The following is a 16,148-nucleotide window of genomic DNA, read 5'->3' as shown; positions in this document are numbered from 1 at the left end:
CTTAAGGGTGGCGGGATGATTTATCGCATCAGAAACTGGCTGATGGCAACCCTGGTCCTGCTGTGCGCGCAGGCAGGAGCCGCCAGCCTCTCCGATCTTCAGGTTTCCAACGGCGATCAACAGGCGCGGATTACGCTGAGTTTTATCGGCGATCCTGAATACGCCGTTTCGCAGGATGGGAAACGAACCGTCGCGCTGGATATTAAACAAACCGGTGTGATTCAGGGATTACCGTTGCTGTTTAGCGGTAATAATCTGGTCAAATCTATCCGTTCCGGTACGCCAAAAGACGCGCAGTCTCTGCGCCTGCTGGTGGATTTAACCGAGAACGGCAAAGCCGATGCCGTAAAACGCCAGAACGGCGGTAATTATACCGTCGTGTTTACCATCAAGGCCGATGCGCCACCGCCGCCTCCACCGCCTCCACCGCCTCCGGTGGTTGCGAAACGTGTCGAAGCACCGGTTGTCGCCCCGCGCCCTGCCGAGCCTGCACGTAATCCGTTTAAAGCGGAAAACGATCGCACTACGGCGGTTACCAGCAGTAATACATCCACGCGACCTGCGGCGCGCGCCAGCACCAATAGCGGCGACAAAGTGGTTATCGCCATTGATGCCGGGCATGGCGGACAGGATCCCGGCGCAATTGGTCCCGGCGGTACGCGTGAGAAAAATGTCACGATTGCCGTGGCGCGTAAACTACGCAGTTTGCTGAATGATGACCCGATGTTTAAAGGCGTCCTCACCCGCGATGGCGATTACTTCATCTCGGTAATGGGACGTTCCGACGTTGCGCGTAAACAAAACGCCAACTTCCTGGTTTCGATTCATGCTGACGCCGCGCCAAACCGGGATGCCACTGGCGCTTCCGTCTGGGTACTGTCAAACCGCCGGGCGAACAGTGAAATGGCTGGCTGGCTGGAACAGCATGAGAAGCAATCAGAATTGTTAGGTGGTGCGGGCGATGTGCTGGCCAACAGCCAGGCCGATCCTTACCTCAGCCAGGCCGTGCTGGATCTGCAGTTCGGTCATTCGCAACGCGTCGGGTATGATGTGGCGACCAGCATGATCGGTCAGTTAGAACGTATTGGCTCAATGCATAAACGTCGACCGGAACACGCCAGTCTTGGGGTACTCCGTTCGCCGGATATCCCGTCAGTGCTGGTTGAAACTGGCTTTATCAGTAACAACAGCGAAGAGCGTCTGTTGGCGAGCGATGATTACCAGCAGCAACTGGCCGAGGCGATTTACAAAGGATTGCGTAACTATTTCCAGGCGCACCCGATGCAAACCGGGCCGCAGGGCGCACCGGCGCAAACCGCCAGCGCCGTGTCGCCTGGCAACACGTTAACAAATTAAGGATTAGCCATGCCGATTCAGGTTCTACCGCCACAGTTGGCGAACCAGATTGCCGCGGGCGAGGTGGTAGAACGGCCTGCGTCAGTGGTGAAAGAACTGGTGGAAAACAGTATCGATGCCGGCGCGACGCGTATTGATATTGATATCGAACGCGGCGGCGCGAAGCTTATTCGTATTCGTGACAACGGCTGCGGGATTAAAAAAGACGAGCTGGCGCTGGCGCTGGCGCGTCATGCCACCAGTAAAATTGCCTCGCTTGACGATCTCGAAGCCATCGTGAGCCTTGGGTTTCGCGGCGAAGCGTTAGCCAGTATTAGCTCGGTCTCTCGTTTAACCCTGACGTCGCGCACGCAAGAGCAGCCTGAAGCCTGGCAAGCCTATGCTGAAGGACGCGACATGGATGTCACGGTTAAACCCGCCGCGCATCCGGTGGGTACCACGCTGGAGGTGTTGGATCTGTTCTACAACACCCCGGCGCGGCGCAAGTTTATGCGCACCGAGAAAACCGAATTTAATCATATCGATGAGATTATCCGCCGCATTGCGCTGGCGCGTTTTGATGTGACGATTAATTTGTCGCACAACGGCAAAGTGGTGCGTCAGTACCGTGCAGTGGCTGCGGATGGACAAAAAGAGCGCCGTCTGGGCGCGATTTGCGGTATGCCGTTTCTGGAACATGCGCTGGCGATTGAATGGCAGCATGGCGATTTGACGCTACGGGGCTGGGTAGCCGATCCTCACCACACAACGACGGCGCTGGCGGAAATCCAGTACTGTTACGTGAATGGCAGGATGATGCGTGACCGCCTGATCAACCACGCTATCCGCCAGGCCTGTGAAGATAAGCTGGGCGCCGATCAGCAGCCGGCATTTGTTTTATATCTGGAAATCGATCCGCATCAGGTGGATGTTAATGTGCATCCCGCCAAGCATGAAGTCCGTTTCCATCAGTCGCGTCTGGTGCATGATTTTATCTACCAGGGCGTATTGAGCGTTCTGCAACAGCAGCTTGAAACGCCGCTGCCGTTGGCGGATGACGACGAACCTGCCCCACGGCACATCCCGGAAAACCGTGTTGCAGCCGGACGTAACCATTTTGCCGAGCCCGCTCCGGCGCGTGAAGCTGCTGCACCTCGCTACTCTGCCCCCGCTGGCGGTGGTGGTCGTCAGGCGGGCGCCAACTGGCCTCATGCCCAGCCTGGATATCAAAAGCAGCAGGGTGAGATTTATCAGCAACTGCTGCAGACGCCAGTTCCAACGCGTAAAGCGCCGGTATCTGAAGCGCCATCGGCTCCTCTGACCGGCAACAGTCAGGGGTTTGGTCGGGTGCTAACGATTGTCGGTGCGGACTGTGCATTACTCGAATGCGATGGTCATATTCGGTTACTGGCATTACCTGTAGCGGAACGTTGGCTGCGTCAGGCGCAATTAACGCCGGGACAGGGGGCTGTTTGCGCCCAACCATTACTGATTCCTTTACGTTTAAAAGTGACCGCCGATGAAAAAGCGGCGCTGCAGAAAGGGCAGAGCCAACTGGCCGATCTGGGCATTGAATTTCAACTGGATGCGCAGCATGTGACCATCCGGGCAGTGCCTTTACCCTTACGCCAACAAAATTTACAAATCTTGATTCCTGAACTGATAGGCTACCTGGCGCAGCAGTCCGTATTCGAGCCGGGCAATATTGCACAGTGGATTGCACGTAACCTGATTAGCGAGCATCCGCAGTGGAGCATGGCCCAGGCGATTACGCTGTTAGCGGATGTTGAGCGGCTTTGCCCACAACTCGTGAAGGCGCCGCCGGGTGGTCTGTTACAACCTGTTGATTTACATTCGGTAATGAATGCCCTGAAACATGAGTGATACCCGTAAGGCGAGCCTGCCAAAGGCGATTTTTTTAATGGGGCCAACGGCCTCCGGTAAAACGGCGCTCGCAATTGAATTGCGTAAAGTTTTGCCTGTAGAGTTGATAAGCGTTGATTCCGCCCTTATTTACAAAGGGATGGATATCGGTACAGCCAAGCCTGATGCAGATGAATTACAGGCCGCGCCGCACCGATTACTGGATATTCGCGATCCGTCGCAAGCGTACTCTGCTGCGGATTTTCGCCGCGATGCGTTAGCCGAGATGGCCGATATCACCGCCGCGGGGCGTATTCCGCTGCTGGTGGGCGGCACAATGTTATATTTCAAAGCCTTGCTTGAAGGGCTGTCGCCGTTACCGTCGGCGGACCCGGACGTCAGGGCCAGAATTGAGCAGCAGGCGGCAGAGCATGGGTGGGATGCGTTACACCGACAGCTTCAGGAGATCGATCCCGTAGCTGCCGCGCGTATTCATCCAAATGATCCGCAAAGACTTTCCCGGGCACTGGAAGTTTTTTTCATTTCGGGTAAAACTTTAACGGAGCTGACGCAAACGTCAGGAGATGCTTTGCCGTATGAGGTGCATCAGTTTGCAATCGCCCCGGCGAGCCGTGAACTGCTCCATCAGCGAATTGAGCAGCGTTTTCATCAGATGTTAGCTTCAGGTTTTGAAGCAGAAGTCCGGGCGCTTTTTGCCCGTGGAGATTTGCATACGGATTTGCCTTCCATTCGTTGTGTCGGGTATCGCCAGATGTGGTCATACATTGAAGGCGAAATTTCATACGATGAAATGGTTTATAGAGGTGTTTGCGCCACGAGGCAGTTGGCGAAGCGGCAGGTGACCTGGTTGCGTGGTTGGGAAGGGGTACACTGGCTTGACAGTGAAAAGCCTGACCAGGCGCGAAACGAAGTATTACAGGTTGTTGGTGCTATCGCGAACTGAATGTGTACAATTGAAACGTATCGTGCGCAATTTTTCAGAATCGAAAGGTTCAAAGTACAAATAAGCATATAAGGAAAAGAGAGAATGGCTAAGGGGCAATCTTTACAAGATCCGTTCCTGAACGCACTGCGTCGGGAACGTGTTCCAGTTTCTATTTATTTGGTGAATGGTATTAAGCTGCAAGGTCAAATCGAGTCTTTTGATCAGTTCGTGATCCTGTTGAAAAACACGGTCAGCCAGATGGTTTATAAGCACGCGATTTCTACTGTTGTCCCGTCTCGCCCGGTTTCCCATCACAGCAATAATGCCACCGGCGGCACTGGCAGCAACTACCATCACGGTAGCAACGCGCAAGGTTCATCTGCGCAACAGGACAGCGAAGAAACCGAATAAGGTTGATTGCTGTTTTACATACGGGGAGCCAGCGAACCTGCGTTCCCCGTTGATACATATTAAGGGGTTGACGCTTGTTTGACCGTTATGATGCCGGTGAGCAGGCGGTACTGGTACACATCTATTTTTCGCAAGACAAAGATATGGAAGACCTCCAGGAGTTTGAATCTCTGGTCTCTTCCGCCGGTGTCGAAGCAATGCAGGTGATTACCGGGAGCCGTAAAGCACCGCACCCGAAGTATTTTGTTGGTGAAGGCAAGGCAATCGAAATTGCCGAAGCCGTAAAAGCGACTGGCGCTGCGGTGGTGATTTTTGATCATGCTCTAAGCCCTGCCCAGGAACGTAACCTGGAACAATTGTGCCAGTGTCTGGTTATCGACAGGACTGGTCTTATTCTGGATATTTTTGCCCAGCGTGCGCGAACCCATGAGGGTAAGTTGCAGGTTGAGCTGGCGCAACTGCGCCATATGGCTACGCGTTTGGTCCGTGGCTGGACCCACCTTGAAAGGCAAAAGGGCGGGATTGGTTTGCGCGGTCCGGGTGAAACCCAGCTCGAAACCGACCGTCGTTTGCTGCGTAATCGCATTTTGCAGATACAGTCGCGCCTGGAAAAAGTTGAAAAGCAACGTGAGCAGGGGCGACAGTCGCGTAAGAAAGCGGATGTCCCGACCGTATCACTGGTGGGATATACCAACGCCGGAAAATCCACCCTGTTCAACCAGATAACTGAAGCCCGGGTCTACGCAGCGGATCAACTGTTTGCGACCCTGGACCCGACCCTGCGGCGGATCGACGTCGCGGATGTCGGTGAAACCGTGCTGGCGGATACCGTAGGGTTTATCCGTCACTTACCGCACGACCTGGTGGCGGCATTTAAAGCCACCTTGCAGGAAACACGTCAGGCGACATTGCTGCTGCACGTTATTGATGCAGCAGATTTTCGTGTGCAAGAAAACATCGAGGCCGTCGATACGGTGCTTGAGGAGATCGATGCGCATGAGATCCCGACCCTGCTGGTGATGAATAAAATCGATATGCTGGATGACTTTGAACCGCGTATCGACAGAGATGAAGAGAATAAACCCATTCGCGTTTGGGTTTCAGCGCAAACGGGAATAGGTATACCACAGCTTTTTCAGGCTTTGACTGAGCGGCTTTCCGGTGAGGTGGCGCAGCATACGTTGCGTTTGCCGCCGCAGGAAGGGCGTCTGAGAAGCCGGTTTTATCAACTTCAGGCAATAGAAAAAGAGTGGATGGAGGAGGACGGCAGCGTAGGTCTGCAGGTTCGTATGCCGATCGTAGACTGGCGTCGCCTCTGTAAACAAGAACCGGCACTGGAAGACTATGTTGTCTGATCTGACGGATATGGCCTGAAGATTTTTTCGCCTCTATACCTTGTGGATTTTGCGTAGCCAACGCATCGGCAGCACAAAAGACGCAGGTATAGCATCGCATAACAAATATGGAGCACAAAAATGGCGTGGAATCAGCCCGGTAATAACGGACAAGACCGCGACCCGTGGGGAAGCAGCAAACCTGGCGGCAACCCTGAGGGAAATGGAAACAAAGGTGGGCGCGATCAGGGACCTCCCGATCTGGATGATATCTTCCGCAAACTGAGCAAAAAGCTCGGTGGTCTGGGCGGCGGTAAAGGTACTGGTTCTGGCGGCGGTAGTTCATCGCAAGGCCCGCGTCCGCAACTGGGCGGTCGGGTCTTTACTATCGCTGCGGCCGCTATCGTCATAATCTGGGCGGCCAGCGGTTTCTACACCATTAAAGAAGCGGAACGCGGCGTGGTGACACGCTTCGGTAAATTCAGCCATTTGGTTGAGCCGGGTCTGAACTGGAAACCGACATTTATCGACGAAGTGACTCCGGTCAACGTTGAAGCCGTGCGTGAACTTGCCGCATCTGGCGTCATGCTGACATCTGACGAAAACGTTGTGCGCGTTGAAATGAACGTGCAGTACCGCGTGACCGATCCGCAGCGTTACCTGTTTAGCGTAACCAGCGCGGATGACAGCCTGCGTCAGGCAACCGACAGCGCACTACGTGGCGTTATCGGGAAGTACACTATGGACCGTATCCTGACCGAAGGGCGTACCGTTATTCGTAGCGATACCCAGCGTGAACTGGAAGAAACGATCCGTCCGTACAACATGGGTATCACCCTGCTGGACGTCAACTTCCAGGCCGCACGTCCGCCGGAAGAGGTAAAAGCTGCGTTTGACGATGCGATTGCCGCGCGCGAAAACGAACAGCAGTACATCCGTGAAGCGGAAGCGTACACCAACGAAGTTCAGCCGCGTGCGAACGGTCAGGCGCAGCGTATTCTGGAAGAAGCGCGTGCTTACAAAACGCAAACCATCCTGGAAGCTCAGGGTGAAGTGGCGCGCTTCGCGAAAATTCTGCCGGAATATAAAGCCGCGCCGCAAATTACTCGCGAGCGTTTGTATATCGAGACCATGGAAAAAGTGCTGAGCAATACCCGCAAAGTCCTGGTTAACGATAAAGGCAGCAATCTGATGGTTCTGCCGCTGGATCAAATGCTGAAAGGCGGTAGTGCGCCAGCAGCAAAGAGTGACAGCAGTTCAAACCTGCTGCGTCTGCCGCCAGCGACGACCTCCAGCACTGGAGCAAGCAACACCTCGTCCACCAGTCAGGGCGATATTATGGACCAACGCCGCGCGAACGCGCAGCGTAACGACTACCAGCGTCAGGGGGAATAACGATGCGTAAGTCAGTTATTGCGATTATCATCATCGTTCTGGTAGTTCTGTTCATGTCTGTCTTTGTGGTCAAAGAAGGCGAGCGCGGTATTACGCTGCGCTTTGGTAAAGTTCTGCGTGACGATGAAAACAAGCCGCTGGTCGTTGCACCTGGCCTGCACTTCAAGATTCCGTTTATTGAATCAGTGAAGATGCTGGATGCGCGTATTCAGACCATGGACAACCAGGCCGATCGCTTTGTCACCAAAGAGAAGAAAGACCTGATCGTTGACTCCTACATCAAGTGGCGCATCAGTGACTTTAGCCGTTACTACCTGGCAACGGGCGGTGGCGATGTTTCTCAGGCAGAAGTCCTGCTGAAACGTAAGTTCTCTGACCGTCTGCGTTCTGAAATCGGTCGTCTCGACGTGAAAGACATCGTTACCGATTCCCGTGGTCGTCTGACTCTGGAAGTCCGTGACGCGCTGAACTCCGGTTCTGCTGGTACGGAAGATGAAGTCGCGACGCCGGCGGCGGATAGTGCGATTGCCGAAGCGGCTGAGCGTGTTCAGGCTGAAACGAACGGTAAAGTACCGGTCATCAACCCGAACAGTATGGCGGCGTTGGGGATCGAAGTGGTTGACGTGCGTATTAAGCAAATTAACCTGCCTGCGGAAGTATCTGAGGCTATCTACAACCGTATGCGCGCTGAGCGTGAAGCGGTAGCGCGTCGCCATCGTTCACAAGGTCAGGAAGAAGCGGAAAAACTGCGTGCAACGGCGGATTACGAAGTAACGAAAACGCTGGCAGAGTCTGAGCGTCAGGGCCGCATTATGCGCGGTGAAGGCGATGCAGAAGCCGCTAAACTGTTTGCCGACGCGTTCAGCCAGGATCCTGACTTCTACGCCTTCATCCGTAGCCTGCGTGCTTATGAGAAGAGCTTTGAAGGTAACCAGGACGTGATGGTCATGAGCCCGGACAGCGATTTCTTCCGCTACATGAAGACACCGAATACCGCGACACGCTAAAATAGTTTCAGCGGTTTTAAACCAGCAAAACCACCGGCGTCCCCAGGGATGCGGTGGTTTTCTTTTTATATAAGGACGATGGATGAATTCAACAATTTGGCTGGCACTCGCGCTGGTTTTGGTGCTGGAAGGCCTGGGTCCGATGCTTTATCCCGGCGCATGGAAGAAAATGATCTCCGCGATGGCGCAACTCCCCGAAAATACTTTGCGTCGTTTTGGTGGAGGTCTTGTGGTTGCGGGCGTTGTGGTCTACTACATGTTGAGGAAAACGATTGGCTGATCAATAAGTAGCCTAATTTGCGGATTTTAGCATGCAAAAAGTGCTGTATATCTGAAAAAGCGGTGGTAGAATCCATTTTTAAGCAAACGGTGATTTTGAAAAATGGGTAACAACGTCGTCGTACTGGGCACCCAATGGGGTGACGAAGGTAAAGGGAAGATCGTCGATCTTCTGACTGAACGGGCTAAATATGTTGTGCGCTACCAGGGTGGACACAACGCAGGCCATACTCTCGTAATCAACGGTGAAAAAACCGTCCTCCATCTTATTCCATCAGGTATTCTTCGCGAGAATGTCATCAGCATCATCGGTAACGGTGTTGTACTGTCTCCGTCCGCGCTGATGAAAGAAATGAAAGGGCTGGAAGATCGTGGTATCCCGGTTCGCGAGCGCCTGCTGCTGTCTGAAGCTTGTCCGCTGATCCTTGATTATCACGTTGCGTTGGATAACGCTCGTGAGAAAGCGCGTGGCGAGAAAGCAATCGGTACTACCGGTCGCGGTATCGGCCCGGCTTATGAAGATAAAGTGGCTCGTCGCGGTCTGCGCGTTGGCGATCTGTTTGATAAAGCAACCTTCGCTGAAAAACTGAAAGAAGTGATGGAATATCACAACTTCCAGTTGGTGAATTTCTATAAAGTCGAAGCGGTTGACTACCAGAAAGTGCTGGATGATGTGATGGCGATTGCCGACATCCTGACTTCTATGGTTGTTGATGTTTCCGATCTGCTGGACCAGGCGCGTAAGCGTGGCGATTTCGTCATGTTCGAAGGCGCGCAGGGTACGCTGCTGGATATCGACCACGGTACTTATCCGTACGTCACCTCCTCCAACACCACCGCGGGTGGCGTGGCGACTGGCTCCGGCCTGGGCCCACGTTATGTGGATTACGTGCTGGGTATCATCAAAGCTTACTCTACTCGTGTTGGCGCGGGCCCGTTCCCGACAGAGCTGTTTGATGACGTTGGCGAGTTCCTGTGCAAACAAGGTAACGAGTATGGCGCAACCACTGGTCGTCGTCGTCGTACCGGTTGGCTGGACTCCGTTGCCGTGCGTCGTGCAGTACAGATTAACTCCCTGTCTGGCTTCTGCCTGACCAAACTGGACGTACTGGACGGTTTGAAAGAGGTGAAAATCTGTGTCGCTTACCGTATGCCGGATGGCCGTGAAGTTACGACTACCCCGCTGGCGGCTGACGACTGGAAAGGTATCGAGCCGATTTACGAAACCATGCCAGGCTGGTCTGAATCCACCTTTGGCGTGAAGGAACGTAGTGGTCTGCCGCAGGCGGCGCTGAACTACATCAAGCGTATTGAAGAACTGACCGGTGTGCCGATTGATATTATCTCAACTGGCCCAGACCGTACTGAAACCATGATCCTGCGCGACCCGTTCGACGCATAATTCTGGTTATGGCGTAGCGTCGAATGGCGCTGCGCTTGCACTATCTTAGGCCGGATGATGCGTTTTGCATTAGAATCCGGCTTAAAATCACGTAAGTTCCTCGCTTTTTTCCTTCCCGAACTGAAATAAATTAGCGACCTGGCTGGTGGCTGGTTTATCATCAATATAATTAATACCACCAGGTTTATCCGTTTTATCCCTTTTCCTGAGGTTGATGTGCAGTTAACAAGTTTCACCGATTACGGATTACGTGCGCTAATCTACATGGCGTCACTTCCCGAAGGACGTATGACCAGTATTTCTGAGGTGACAGAAGTCTACGGCGTGTCCCGTAATCATATGGTCAAAATAATCAATCAACTTAGCCGGGCGGGCTTTGTTACTGCTATTCGAGGAAAAAATGGCGGTATCCGCCTGGGTAAACCCGCTAAGGATATTTGTATTGGTGATGTGGTTCGCGAGCTGGAACCCTTATCGCTGGTCAACTGTAGCAGCGAGTTTTGCCACATAACCCCTGCCTGTCGGCTCAAACAGGCGCTTTCTAAAGCAGTGCAAAGTTTTCTCACGGAACTGGACAACTACACACTTGCTGATTTGGTTGAAGAAAATCAACCGCTTTATAAATTATTGCTGGTGGAGTGACGAAAATCTTCATCAGAGATGACAACGGAGGAACCGAGATGTCACAAGATCCTTTCCAGGAACGCGAAGCTGAAAAATACGCGAACCCTATCCCGAGCCGGGAATTTATCCTCGAACATTTAACTAAACGTGAAAAACCGGCCAACCGCGATGAGTTGGCCGCTGAACTCAACATTGAAGGTGAAGAACAGCAAGAAGCGCTGCGTCGTCGCCTGCGCGCGATGGAGCGTGACGGGCAACTGGTCTTCACTCGTCGTCAGTGCTACGCGCTGCCGGAACGTCTCGACCTGCTGAAAGGTACCGTTATTGGCCACCGTGATGGCTACGGCTTTCTGCGCGTTGAAGGCCGCAAAGATGACCTGTACCTGTCCAGCGAGCAGATGAAAACCTGCATTCATGGCGATCAGGTGCTGGCGCAGCCGCTGGGCGCGGACCGTAAAGGTCGTCGCGAAGCGCGTATTGTGCGCGTACTGGTGCCGAAAACCAGCCAGATTGTTGGCCGCTACTTTACCGACGCTGGGGTCGGGTTTGTCGTCCCGGACGATAGCCGCCTGAGTTTCGATATCCTTATTCCGCCGGAAGAGGTGATGGGGGCGCGTATGGGCTTTGTGGTCGTGGTTGAGCTGACCCAGCGTCCAACCCGTCGCACCAAAGCTGTGGGTAAAATCGTTGAAGTATTGGGCGACAACATGGGCACCAGCATGGCTGTTGATATGGCCCTGCGTACCCATGAAATCCCGTATATCTGGCCGCAGGCAGTCGAAAAACAGGTTGCCGGGCTGAAAGAAGAAGTGCCGGAAGAGGCGAAAGTCGGGCGTGTCGATCTACGCGATCTCCCGCTGGTCACTATTGATGGCGAAGATGCGCGTGACTTCGACGATGCGGTTTACTGCGAGAAGAAACGCGGCGGCGGCTGGCGTTTATGGGTGGCGATTGCTGACGTAAGCTATTACGTCCGCCCGCCGACTCCGTTGGATCAGGAAGCGCGCAGCCGTGGCACGTCTGTCTACTTCCCGTCGCAGGTTGTCCCGATGCTGCCGGAAGTGCTGTCTAACGGATTGTGTTCGCTGAACCCGCAGGTAGACCGTCTGTGTATGGTGTGCGAAATGACCATTTCGTCGAAAGGTCGGTTAACCGGCTTTAAATTCTACGAAGCGGTAATGAGTTCCCATGCGCGTCTGACCTACACCAAAGTCTGGCACATGCTGCAGGGCGATCAGGAACTGCGCGAGCAGTATGCGCCGTTAGTGAAACATATTGAAGAGCTGCATAATCTCTACAAAGTGCTGGATAAAGCCCGGGAAGAACGCGGCGGTATCTCGTTTGAAAGTGAAGAAGCGAAGTTTATTTTCAACGCTGAACGTCGTATTGAACGTATCGAACAGACGCAACGTAACGACGCGCACAAGCTGATTGAAGAGTGCATGATCATGGCAAACATCTCAGCGGCGCGATTCGTTGAGAAAGCCAAAGAGCCAGCATTGTTCCGTATTCACGATAAGCCGACGACCGAAGCGATTACCTCCTTCCGTTCCGTACTGGCCGAACTGGGCCTGGAACTGCCTGGCGGCAATAAACCCGAGCCGCGCGATTACGCTGAATTGCTGGAGTCGATTGCCGACCGTCCTGACGCGGAAATGCTGCAAACTATGCTGCTGCGCTCGATGAAGCAGGCGATTTACGATCCAGAAAACCGGGGTCACTTTGGTCTGGCGCTGCAATCTTATGCGCACTTTACCTCGCCGATTCGTCGTTACCCGGATCTCTCTTTGCACCGTGCAATTAAATATTTGCTGGCGCAGGAGCAGGGCCATAAAGGCAACACCACGGAAACCGGTGGCTATCATTATTCAATGGAAGAGATGCTGCAACTTGGCCAGCACTGTTCGATGGCCGAACGCCGTGCTGACGAAGCTACGCGCGACGTCTCTGACTGGCTGAAGTGTGACTTCATGCTGGATCAGGTGGGTAACGTCTTTAAAGGCGTAATTGCCAGCGTGACCGGGTTTGGCTTCTTTGTCCGTCTTGACGAACTGTTTATCGACGGTCTGGTGCATGTCTCCTCCCTGGATAACGACTACTATCGCTTTGACCAGGTTGGGCAGCGCCTGACGGGTGAGTCAAGCGGTCAGATGTATCGCCTGGGCGATCGCGTGGAAGTTCGCGTGGAAGCGGTCAACATGGACGAGCGTAAAATCGATTTCAGTTTGATCTCCAGCGAACGTGCGCCGCGCAATGAGGGCAAAACCGCACGCGAAAAAGCTAAAAAAGGCGATGCAGGTAAAACTACCGGTAAACGTCGTCAAATGGGCAAAAAGGTGAATTTCGAGCCGGACAGCGCATTCCGTGGCGAGAAGAAAGGCAAAGCCAAACCTCAGGCGGATAAAAAAACGGCTGAGAAGAAAGGCGATAAAAAAGCGAAAAAGCCATCGGCAAAAACGCGTAAAATCGCTGCCGCCACCAAAGCTAAACGTGCGGCGAAAAAGAACGTCGCACAATAACAGCCATAAACTGTAAGTCGGGCAACTATTATGTTGCCCGGCGTTACGCACAAACTATTAACGAGTACATTCATGAGTGAAATGATTTACGGCATCCACGCGGTGCAGGCTCTGCTGGAACGTGCGCCTGAGCGCTTCCAGGACGTCTTTATTCTCAAAGGCCGTGAAGATAAACGCCTGCTGCCGTTGATCCATGCACTGGAAGCGCAGGGCGTTGTCATTCAGTTGGCTAACCGTCAGTTCCTGGATGAGAAAAGCGAGGGTGCGGTACATCAGGGGATTATTGCGCGCGTGAAGCCGGGTCGTCAGTATCAGGAGAACGATCTACCGGATCTGATTGCTGCGCTCGATCAGCCGTTCTTTTTGATCCTCGATGGCGTCACCGATCCGCATAACCTGGGCGCATGCCTGCGTAGCGCGGATGCTGCTGGTGTACATGCGGTTATCGTACCGAAGGATCGTTCCGCACAGTTGAATGCGACGGCGAAAAAAGTGGCCTGTGGCGCGGCTGAAAGCGTACCGCTGATCCGCGTAACTAACCTGGCGCGCACGATGCGTATGCTGCAGGAAGAGAATATCTGGATTGTGGGCACCGCTGGCGAAGCCGACCATACTCTCTATCAGAGCAAAATGACCGGACGTATGGCGCTGGTCATGGGGGCTGAAGGCGAAGGAATGCGTCGTCTGACCCGCGAACATTGTGACGAACTGATCAGTATCCCGATGGCAGGGAGCGTTTCGTCGCTAAACGTTTCAGTCGCGACCGGCATCTGCCTGTTTGAGGCCGTTCGTCAGCGCGGCTAATTCCTTCTCAATTTCTCTCAAGCCATCCCCTGGGATGGCTTTTTTGTGACCTTCATCCCAGGCACTCTCTTGTCTGGCTGGCCATACTTAAGGCCACGGCCATTGACGGAGGGAAACACAATGCACTGGCAAACGCATACCGTTTTTAACCAACCTGTACCGCTCAATAACAGCAACTTATACCTGTCCGATGGCGCCCTGTGCGAAGCGGTTATCCGCGAAGGGGCGGGCTGGGACAGCGATCTGTTGGCGAGTATTGGCCAGCAGCTAGGTACCGCGGAGTCGCTCGAACTGGGTCGCCTGGCTAATGCTTTTCCACCCGAGCTTTTGCGCTACGATCCGCAGGGGCAGCGACTGGACGATGTGCGTTTTCATCCTGCCTGGCATTTGCTGATGCAGGGGCTGTGCGCCAACCGCGTGCATAACCTTGCCTGGGAAGACGAAGCGCGGCAGGGAACATTTGTTGCCCGCGCGGCGCGTTTCATGCTGCATGCGCAGGTGGAAGCAGGCACGTTGTGTCCGGTAACCATGACTTTTGCCGCCACGCCGCTGTTACTGCAGATGCTACCTTCACAATTTCACGACTGGTTTACGCCGCTGCTAAGTGACCGTTATGACTCGCATTTATTGCCTGGTGGGCAAAAGCGTGGGCTGCTGATCGGTATGGGAATGACCGAGAAACAGGGGGGCTCAGATGTGTTGAGCAATACCACCCAGGCGGAACGCCTCGCAGACGGCTCGTATCGGTTGGTGGGACATAAGTGGTTTTTCTCTGTGCCACAAAGCGATGCCCATTTGGTGCTGGCGCAGGCAAAGGGGGGATTATCCTGCTTTTTTGTACCGCGATTTTTACCCGATGGTCAACGTAATGCTATCCGTCTCGAGAGGCTGAAAGATAAGTTAGGCAACCGCTCCAATGCCAGCTGCGAAGTCGAATTCCATGATGCCATTGGCTGGCTGCTGGGCGAAGAAGGAGAAGGTATACGCCATATCCTGAAAATGGGTGGTATGACGCGTTTTGACTGTGCGCTCGGTAGCCATAGCATGATGCGACGTGCCTTTTCCGTGGCGATTTATCATGCGCACCAACGACAGGTATTTGGCAAGCCATTGATTGAACAGCCGATGATGCGTCAGGTCTTAAGCCGAATGGCGCTCCAACTGGAAGGCCAGACCGCGTTACTGTTTAGGCTGGCACGGGCCTGGGACCGCCGCGCTGATGCCAAAGAAGCGCTGTGGGCTCGGTTGTTTACGCCAGCGGCGAAATATTCTGTCTGCAAAAGCGGGATGCCGTTTGTCGCTGAGGCGATGGAAGTATTGGGTGGGGTTGGCTACTGCGAGGAGAGTGAGCTGCCACGTCTGTACCGTGAGATGCCGGTAAACAGTATCTGGGAAGGCTCCGGCAATATTATGTGCCTTGATGTATTGCGGGTGCTGGCAAAACAACCCGGTATCTACGATATGCTCAGCGAAGCCTTTGCCGAGGTCAAAGGGCAGGATCGTCATTACGATCGGATGGTTCGTCAGTTGCAGCAACACCTGCGTAAACCAAGTGAAGAATTGGGACGGGAGATTACGCAGCAGCTTTTCCTGCTCGGTTGCGGGGCGCAAATGTTGCGCTATGCCTCTCCGCCAGTGGCGCAGGCCTGGTGTCAGATGATGTTGGATACACGTGGTGGACGACGATTGTCTGAACAGGTACAGAATGATCTGCTGCTACGGGCAACGGGAGGATTACGGTAATAATATGCCTGATGGCGACGCTGGCGCGTCTTATCATTAAAGCAGGATTAAAGCAGGCCGGATAAGTTTACCCCATCCGGCAATCTGTTACGCATAGAGTATGGCCTGGACGCGCCAGTTATCGGGGTGCTGATCTTCATACATTTGAATGATCCGATACCATGAAGCACCTTGTTCATCCGCTTTTAATGCAACGACACGTTCTACATCCTGCGGATTTCCTGCAATGTTACTGACGGATATCAGCCCTATTTCGTTCAGGCCGGTAACACAGTCAGCACTGGCGAACTCGGCAGACTGCGCCGTAGTACCTACCAGTCCGGTAGAAAGCAGCAGTGAGGATAAGGCAAGTGATTGTTTCATCGTCAGCTCCATTATTCGTACCCCTACACACGGCAGGGCATTCCATCGCGATAATAAACCTCAAGCTTCCTGCTGTTGGTTTATTGTGCACAGGTAAACGCATAGGGGCGCAAAGCAATGTAA

Annotated in this window: 14 protein-coding genes; 13 read left to right on the top strand and 1 reads right to left on the bottom strand. The window is 53.8% G+C overall.

Annotated elements, in window-relative coordinates:
* Positions 1-15 precede the first annotated feature (15 nt).
* From amiB to M4I31_RS21390, 13 genes are all read left to right on the top strand, one after another.
* On the top strand, positions 16-1,356 hold the full coding sequence (gene amiB, locus M4I31_RS21450; RefSeq protein WP_085048472.1) for an N-acetylmuramoyl-L-alanine amidase AmiB: 1,341 nt from the start codon (positions 16-18) through the stop codon (positions 1,354-1,356).
* Between the two features lie 9 nt (positions 1,357-1,365).
* The gene (mutL, locus tag M4I31_RS21445; RefSeq protein ID WP_085048471.1) at positions 1,366-3,219 is read left to right on the top strand and encodes a DNA mismatch repair endonuclease MutL; all 1,854 of its coding nucleotides are present in this window, start codon (positions 1,366-1,368) and stop codon (positions 3,217-3,219) included.
* Entirely contained in the window at positions 3,212-4,162 is a 951-nt protein-coding gene (miaA, locus tag M4I31_RS21440) for a tRNA (adenosine(37)-N6)-dimethylallyltransferase MiaA (protein ID WP_038636521.1), read from the top strand. The genes mutL and miaA overlap by 8 nt, the downstream gene beginning before the upstream one ends.
* Positions 4,163-4,246: 84 nt before the next feature.
* The gene (gene hfq / locus M4I31_RS21435) at positions 4,247-4,555 is read left to right on the top strand and encodes an RNA chaperone Hfq (RefSeq protein ID WP_003025584.1); all 309 of its coding nucleotides are present in this window, start codon (positions 4,247-4,249) and stop codon (positions 4,553-4,555) included.
* A 74-nt stretch (positions 4,556-4,629) separates the two neighbouring features.
* A complete protein-coding gene (gene hflX / locus M4I31_RS21430) occupies positions 4,630-5,910 on the top strand; it encodes a ribosome rescue GTPase HflX (protein WP_003025589.1) in 1,281 nt (426 codons plus the stop codon).
* 120 nt (positions 5,911-6,030) lie between these two features.
* A complete protein-coding gene (hflK, locus tag M4I31_RS21425) occupies positions 6,031-7,284 on the top strand; it encodes an FtsH protease activity modulator HflK (protein WP_069324734.1) in 1,254 nt (417 codons plus the stop codon).
* 2 nt (positions 7,285-7,286) lie between these two features.
* A complete protein-coding gene (gene hflC, locus M4I31_RS21420) occupies positions 7,287-8,291 on the top strand; it encodes a protease modulator HflC (protein ID WP_003830491.1) in 1,005 nt (334 codons plus the stop codon).
* Between the two features lie 82 nt (positions 8,292-8,373).
* Complete coding sequence (locus M4I31_RS21415; RefSeq protein ID WP_085048470.1) at positions 8,374-8,571, top strand: DUF2065 domain-containing protein; 198 nt, start codon at positions 8,374-8,376, stop codon at positions 8,569-8,571.
* A 102-nt stretch (positions 8,572-8,673) separates the two neighbouring features.
* Positions 8,674-9,972: an adenylosuccinate synthase gene (purA, locus tag M4I31_RS21410; RefSeq protein WP_003025606.1), complete on the top strand. Its 1,299-nt coding sequence runs from the start codon at positions 8,674-8,676 to the stop codon at positions 9,970-9,972.
* Between the two features lie 216 nt (positions 9,973-10,188).
* Positions 10,189-10,614, top strand: a complete 426-nt coding sequence (gene nsrR / locus M4I31_RS21405) for a nitric oxide-sensing transcriptional repressor NsrR (protein WP_038636528.1) — start codon at positions 10,189-10,191, stop codon at positions 10,612-10,614.
* A gap of 38 nt (positions 10,615-10,652) precedes the next feature.
* Complete coding sequence (gene rnr / locus M4I31_RS21400; protein ID WP_085048469.1) at positions 10,653-13,115, top strand: ribonuclease R; 2,463 nt, start codon at positions 10,653-10,655, stop codon at positions 13,113-13,115.
* 72 nt (positions 13,116-13,187) lie between these two features.
* Positions 13,188-13,919: a 23S rRNA (guanosine(2251)-2'-O)-methyltransferase RlmB gene (gene rlmB / locus M4I31_RS21395; RefSeq protein ID WP_038636534.1), complete on the top strand. Its 732-nt coding sequence runs from the start codon at positions 13,188-13,190 to the stop codon at positions 13,917-13,919.
* 120 nt (positions 13,920-14,039) lie between these two features.
* Entirely contained in the window at positions 14,040-15,662 is a 1,623-nt protein-coding gene (locus tag M4I31_RS21390) for an isovaleryl-CoA dehydrogenase (RefSeq protein ID WP_085048468.1), read from the top strand.
* An 87-nt stretch (positions 15,663-15,749) separates the two neighbouring features.
* Here M4I31_RS21390 and yjfN read toward each other — a convergent pair whose 3' ends face one another.
* Complete coding sequence (gene yjfN, locus M4I31_RS21385) at positions 15,750-16,025, bottom strand: DUF1471 family protease activator YjfN (protein WP_077223936.1); 276 nt, start codon at positions 16,023-16,025, stop codon at positions 15,750-15,752.
* Positions 16,026-16,148: the final 123 nt, after the last annotated feature.

Origin of the sequence: Citrobacter sp. XT1-2-2 (genome assembly GCF_023516235.1) — a bacterium.
Lineage (GTDB): Bacteria > Pseudomonadota > Gammaproteobacteria > Enterobacterales > Enterobacteriaceae > Citrobacter > Citrobacter werkmanii.
This window is presented reverse-complemented; position numbering and strand designations above follow the sequence as displayed.